Raw genomic sequence first — 6,179 nt, forward strand, 5'->3', positions numbered from 1 at the left:
AAGCTCTCCCTATTTTTGTGCCTAATTCTTAGTCACTAGCCCATCTTGTTTAATTACATCATTTATTGTCCCGGCAAGGCTAGTGTCACCGCTGCTATCATGTCCGGCCTCCCAAAGCATCATTCCGCCAAACCCGTTTTTAAACGCAAGTTCGGCCTTTTTTGCCACAGTTGGCTCCCCATTATAAAAATAAGTTGTCCCGTTTACAGTAATAGAATCTGTCTGTGCATTACGAGGATCTTTTTTTACAATTGCGGCATACGATAGCTGTTTAGCATTTTGGTCTTCAGGCTGTGCATAGGCCGGGATACCAAGGACAAGCTTTTCCTTTGAAAGCCGGAGGCGATCAAAATAGCTGGACCAATAATGAACAATAGTCTCAACATAGTCATACGGAGCGAGGTTCGCAGCGTGATAGCCGTCATCCCATTGCCCGTCGTAGGCCATAATATGTATGCGGTCAGTGTATAGGAAAAGCTCCGGCTTAAAGACGACAGAATTTACTTCTTTACCAGTCGCGGCATTAATTTTCGAATAAACAGCAACTGAAAGTTCTTTGTTTAGCGGGTCAAGCCTAAGCTTTAATTCCTTTGCAAATGCAGTAAGGTTTCGTGCGTCTTCCTCAGATCGCGGATGCTCAAAATCAATATCGATGCCATCAAGTTGTTCTTTATTGACGATTGCAAGCAATTCATTCACAAGCCTTGTTCGCGACGGTTCCTGGCTGATTGCCTGTTTAAAGTATCGATACGAAGCACCGCCAGATAAGTGGTACCAGCCGCCAACAGCAAGCATGACTTTTGTGTTTTCCTCCCTGGCAAGCTTAACAGTTTTTCTCAAGTTGTCCCAAGCTAAATCACCGTTCATTATAACCTTTCCATCTGCAGAGGGATGGGCAAACGAGAATATGACATGTGTATATTCTTTGTAATTTATGTTTTTCGGGTCACGGAAATCCTGTACATATCCTATAACAGCCTTTTCAGCTTTAGGCACCACTTTACCTGGAAGAGCCTTTAAGGAACCGGAAGCCGGATTATTGGTATAACTCGGATCCGGTGAAGCCTTATATGAGGTTACAATTGAGCCAACAAGGAATCCGCCCGCAAAGATAATGAGAATGATTAAAGTAAATGCAAGTTTGCGTGAAAGTTTCATGACGCCCCTCCCAGTTTTATGCTCTATCATTCTATCAAAAAAGGGAGGTTGGTGCTGTGGTAATATCAGGCGAATAAAAGCGGAAGCGCCTTGGTCATCGCCGTACAAAATGGAGGGACTTCGACTGAGATAAGGGAATCACGGAGAGCGCAAGCGATTCGATGATGACTTATCGTAGGGAGGAGGCCTGAAGTTTGCTGGCGATAGGCGCTGGAGCTAGACGTAGACGAGCTAGGTAAAGTAAGTAATCCACAGTTGCGAAATTTAAAGTTTACTTAACAATGAAAAAGCCAGTATTCATCTACTGGCCTTATCTCTGTTTTCGTATTGTAAAGTTATCTTCGAGCAGCAGCCAGTTCTGGGGATATGGATAACCAAGTACCCAATAACTGATCCCGCGTAAATTATATTCCTTTACAAGATCAAATTTCGCCTGCGCGCTTCTTGCATCCTCGAACCAGACCACATGCTGACGTCCCTGCTCATCTTTGTAATAAAAATAAGGGGAAGCTGCTGTCTGGTCATATTGAATGGCTGCGCCATAGCGAATCGCCCTATTAACCGCTTCCTGCGGGCTGTATGTTTCCGCTTCCTGCCCCTGTTCATGTGGAAGAATCCAATCCCTTGCGTATAATTGGAATCCCATCATTATTTTATCCCGAGGCATAACCGAGACTGCGTAATCGAGTACTCTCCGGATTTCGTTCAGAGGCGAAACGGCCATTGGTGGTCCGAGTCTGTAGCCCCATTCATACGTCATCAGCACTGAAAAGTCAGCAATCCTACCATGGGCAGGATAATCATGTGCTTCATAAAGCAACCCCTTTTGTTCGCCGCTTATTTTTGGAGCCAATGAGGTGGAAACAAAATATCCTTCACGGTGCAGCAAATCAACTGTTCGCTGCAGGAACTGATTATACAGTTCCCTGTCTGCTGGCAGGACATTTTCAAAGTCAATATTTAATCCCCGGTAGCCCTTATTTTTCATAATTTCGAGAATATTTGCAAGGAGCTTCTCCCGGTTGGCGGAACTTGCAAGGACTTCATGGGCGATATTCTCCCCGGCTTCAGTTGCTGTGAAATTAGTAATCGACATCATTGGCAGCGCACCTTCAGAAAGACCGGCCTGAATCGCATCAGTATCATCCTGCATATAAAGGACTAGTGAACCATCCGGCTGTATGACATATGCAAAAGGGGCAATATACGTCATGTCCTGGGCAACTTCGCTTACAAGCTGGACGGCTTTTTCGTTCGAATGGTACGTAAAAGCATTTGTTTCAATCACTGTCTTTTGCCGCGGAATCACAAGCACCATCCCAATCTGAATAACGTTAGGATTGGCAAGATTGTTTGAACGGATAATTTGCGGCACTGTAGTTCCGTAGCGCTGGGCAATTTGCCAGAGAGTTTCCCCAGCCCGTACCGTATGACGGATTGGCGGTATTCTTAAAACCATCCCAGGGTAAAGTACGTTGGGATCCGTAATGGCATTTGCTTGAATAATTGCATTGATGCTAACTCCATAGCGCTGGGAAATCGACCAAAGCGCCTCCCCGCGCCGGACGGTATGAAGCACGTCCGTTATAGGAATTATAAGCGCCTGGCCGACTGCAAGCCGAGAAGGATCCTCAAGGCCGTTTGTTTCGGTGATCCTTTGTATAGATGTTTGATAACGGCGAGCTATCTGCCATAACGCTTCACCACGCTCGACAACATGGATAATCATCGGGTACCCCCTCATTAAAAGACCTACAAATAGGATATGAGCCTAGTTTGGATAGTGTGAGGGATGTATTCCTGCCTTTACATTCATAGAAAGCGACTCAAAAGGAAAATCTATGAATGAGGTGATGTCAATGCCCGGGGAGAATAGTAAAATCCACTCTGCGCTGAGTGATGAGATGGCTAGAGAAATTGAAAGGCTGATTGATGGCTTAAAGGTTACAAAGAACTTCCGGTCTGCGACAGCTGAAGAATGGTATGTTTTCCTTCCAGGTTATAAGGATGTCCAAACAGGCGGGGCGGCAGGGAAAATGATTATTCATTATAACCTTTATGGAAACCGCGATGTATTCATAAACACGACCATTATTTTAGATGACCCCCGACTATATGATCCATCGCAGCATCAGCTTGTATATGCCATTGCCGATGAACTGGTAAACAGGCTTGTCGGGTATGCGGATACGCTATTGTCAGTTCATGCCGGTGAAAATTCGTATCAAGCGGAGTATGTAAGTAATAGAGAGTGAGGGAGTACTTATGGTTAAAAAAGAAGAACAAGTTAAAGAGAATGAAATCGATTTGGATGATAAGAGGGATTTGTATGGCCTTAAAAGCGACGAAAGCCTGTTGTCTGTCCAATTTGCTAAAACTGAAAACAAGTATTTAACCGACACGGATGAAGGCTTATCTTAAGGGCCTATAGGAAAATGAAATTGCATGATATTTATAATTTGAAGAGTATTTGATGAAGAGTGGGAGGTTTGGGCAGCGGCTAGCGCTGCCTTAAGTGTAAAATTAAAACTTTATATTACTTGCGGAAGTGCATGGACCTGATGATATAAAGGTGCCTATACTTCTGAGATGATTTGGTTGACAACATACCCATGAGGGTATACTATTTTATTTATCAAAGTTATCCTTAAGTGAATTATAAGTCAATTAAAATCAGAATATATTTTTTAGCCACTATATGGGTAAAAATGATTTACAAAAAGTAAATCAGGGGGTTATATGATGTCCGCAGAAGAAAAACAAATGAAGGATTGTGCCGCAACTGGTAATTGAAGTATCAGCCGGACAAAGGTTTCTGAACATGGAAAACAGGTTAAACAACCGTTTCCAATATGACCAGGAATGTTTTTATGGCTCCTGGCAGGAGTCATTTACATGATTTATAGCACCTTTAGTTGATTTTTAACTTTATTGCAGAGAAGGGGGGAGCCGGCAATGGAGGTTATCCAAATTGGTTCTTTTACCTTTATGACGAAATGGGTTGTTCTTGGAATTTCCTTTATAATCGGTCTAACTTTACTGAAGCTATGGCTGCTGCGTACCCAAAAAAACGAAACTGGAAAACGATTATTTGATTTGGCGTTTAACAGTGTATTTTTGGGTCTTCTGATTTGGAAAGGCAGTTTGCTGCTTTTTGAGCCGAAATTAATAATTGAGAGTCCAATGTCGTTATTGTATTTTCACGGAGGAACGTGGGGAATCATTTTAGGAACGTTAGGTGCGTTCATGTATTTCTGGTTCAAAGCCAGGAAACTAAAATTACCTAACCGTATGATTTTGCATTCAACACTTGTTTTTGCCATTGCAGCTATGAGTGGGTCATATTTAATGAATTTCATCCTAAATAAGGATATACCTAAAGCACAAACAGCCACAACAAAAACAGTAGTAGGGCTGCGGGAAGGAAATATAGCACCTGATTTTCAGATAAAAACGTTAGATGGTGCTGACGTTAAACTGTCTAATATGCGAGGAAAAAAGGTCATTGTGAATTTCTGGGCAACCTGGTGTCCGCCTTGTAAAGCCGAAATACCGCATATGGAGGATTTTTATGACACAGCAGACAAAACCAAAGTAGAGATTCTCGCGATTAATTTGACCACAACAGAGAAAAATGAGGGTAACGTAAAGGAATTCGTAAAAGATAAAAAGGTAACTTTTCCTGTTTTACTCGATGAGGATGGAGACATAGGCGACCAATATCAAGCGGTAACCATTCCAACCAGTTATCTAATTGATTCCCAGGGAATTGTCCGGAAGAAAATAGTAGGGCCAATGGATAAAGATATGATGAACCAATTAATAGAAAGTGTTAATTGATAAAATTTTATATAAGGGCTTCGAATTAATCTAGAGATACCGTTGCTAAAAAAGAATACGGAGGTCTAATATGGTCAAAGTTACACATACTGCAATTTCAGCCATTACCAGCGAAGTACAAGATATTATCAATGAGGGAAAAAAGCCGCTGATCCGCTTATCAATGGGCATTGGCTGAGGCGGTCCTCAGCTTCGTCTGACTCTGGAGGAGTCAGCTATAGAAAATGATGAAATTACTGAGCAGGAAGGAATCGAATTTTTAGTAAATGAACGAGACCAGTCATATTTTAATGATGTGAAGATAGATTATGTAAAGACATTATTCGGTGGCGGTCAATTTACCGTGCTTCGAGTATAGGTTAGTTAGAGCGTTATAATGTATTTATATCCGAAATTATAGCTGCCACTGGAAACTTCAGTGGCGGCTTTTTATATAAAACAAATCAAAAAACCCTGCCTTGCAGGGTTTTTACATTAGCTGGGATCTGCTTCATCCAGGGAAACAATCGTTACATTCGTTGTATTTCCTTCTTTTATGTCCTGTTCAGATGCCTCTATTCCAAGGCCTTTATTATCTTCCATACCAGGGGCAATGGTAGCCTCATCACGTCTGCCTTTTTCTTTCCTCAAAATAAACACCTCGCCAAAATATTCTTCAGAAACAGTATCTGCCTCTGGCTCATTTTTATCCCACTCTTAACGGGCAGTAAGACCCCCACCTCAAGATTCAGATGACTTGAAGAAGATAGGTGGGGGACCAACTGCCCGTAAAGGTCCGATTGGTTCATCTAACCATCAGTGGGGGATGAGGAAAACCCCCACTGATGGAAGATTCACTTTATCCATTGTCCCTTGGGAGATACTGCTAACTAATTTCCTTATATTAATGAAAATTTGAGAGACCCTAGAAGTAAATCCGTATTGAGGTGAAAATGATGGCGGACAAAAGGAATAAAAGGAAACAAGGGACGAAAAAACGTCAAGAGAATCAAGTTATGATTAAAGGAAAAGGCGATGCAAATCTTTCTCCTGATGCCGGTAAGCCGTTAATTTAATTTAAAGGAGGAACCACAATGAAAACGAAGGACGATTTTTCAAAAGGGGCAAAAATTACAGATGATGCACACCAATTTGGGCCGCCAAATGGGGGAAGTGTAAATCATCATTCCCCGCAAACCAAA

6 protein-coding genes are annotated in these 6,179 nt (G+C 42.2%); 3 read left to right on the forward strand and 3 right to left on the reverse strand.

What is annotated here, in order from left to right; translation table 11 throughout:
* Window positions 1–21 precede the first annotated feature (21 nt).
* Both TY16_RS21465 and TY16_RS21470 read right to left on the reverse strand, forming a co-directional pair.
* Window positions 22–1,158 (reverse strand): glycosyl hydrolase family 18 protein, encoded by a 1,137-nt coding sequence (locus tag TY16_RS21465; protein WP_043933800.1) that lies wholly within the window; start codon window positions 1,156–1,158, stop codon window positions 22–24.
* A 310-nt stretch (window positions 1,159–1,468) separates the two neighbouring features.
* Window positions 1,469–2,887: a LysM peptidoglycan-binding domain-containing protein gene (locus tag TY16_RS21470; RefSeq protein WP_043933801.1), complete on the reverse strand. Its 1,419-nt coding sequence runs from the start codon at window positions 2,885–2,887 to the stop codon at window positions 1,469–1,471.
* Window positions 2,888–3,062: 175 nt separating this feature from the next.
* Between TY16_RS21470 and TY16_RS21475 the strand changes: the two genes are divergently transcribed.
* The 3 genes from TY16_RS21475 to TY16_RS25425 all read left to right on the forward strand — a co-directional run bounded on the left by TY16_RS21475 (window position 3,063) and on the right by TY16_RS25425 (window position 4,998).
* Window positions 3,063–3,413 (forward strand): hypothetical protein, encoded by a 351-nt coding sequence (locus tag TY16_RS21475; RefSeq protein ID WP_081773162.1) that lies wholly within the window; start codon window positions 3,063–3,065, stop codon window positions 3,411–3,413.
* Window positions 3,414–3,423: 10 nt separating this feature from the next.
* Window positions 3,424–3,579: a hypothetical protein gene (locus TY16_RS26715; RefSeq protein WP_197028439.1), complete on the forward strand. Its 156-nt coding sequence runs from the start codon at window positions 3,424–3,426 to the stop codon at window positions 3,577–3,579.
* Between the two features lie 534 nt (window positions 3,580–4,113).
* Window positions 4,114–4,998, forward strand: a complete 885-nt coding sequence (locus tag TY16_RS25425) for a TlpA disulfide reductase family protein (RefSeq protein ID WP_231505661.1) — start codon at window positions 4,114–4,116, stop codon at window positions 4,996–4,998.
* A 474-nt stretch (window positions 4,999–5,472) separates the two neighbouring features.
* Here TY16_RS25425 and TY16_RS26390 read toward each other — a convergent pair whose 3' ends face one another.
* Window positions 5,473–5,628 carry a hypothetical protein gene (locus TY16_RS26390; RefSeq protein ID WP_155922298.1) on the reverse strand — a complete coding sequence of 52 codons (156 nt, stop codon included), beginning with the start codon at window positions 5,626–5,628 and terminating at the stop codon, window positions 5,473–5,475.
* Window positions 5,629–6,179 lie beyond the last annotated feature (551 nt).

The sequence above is a fragment of the Bacillus sp. EB01 genome, assembly GCF_000613125.1.
Taxonomy (GTDB): Bacteria; Bacillota; Bacilli; order Bacillales; family Cytobacillaceae; genus Bacillus_D.

What these genes read in the sequence shown, in the direction of transcription:
- TY16_RS25425 (WP_231505661.1), top strand. Translation starts at nt 4,114, where the DNA reads ATGGAGGTTATCCAAATTGGTTCTTTTACCTTTATGACGAAATGGGTT.
- TY16_RS21470 (WP_043933801.1), bottom strand. Translation starts at nt 2,887, where the DNA reads ATGATTATCCATGTTGTCGAGCGTGGTGAAGCGTTATGGCAGATAGCT.
- TY16_RS21465 (WP_043933800.1), bottom strand. Translation starts at nt 1,158, where the DNA reads ATGAAACTTTCACGCAAACTTGCATTTACTTTAATCATTCTCATTATC.
- TY16_RS26715 (WP_197028439.1), top strand. Translation starts at nt 3,424, where the DNA reads ATGGTTAAAAAAGAAGAACAAGTTAAAGAGAATGAAATCGATTTGGAT.
- TY16_RS21475 (WP_081773162.1), top strand. Translation starts at nt 3,063, where the DNA reads ATGGCTAGAGAAATTGAAAGGCTGATTGATGGCTTAAAGGTTACAAAG.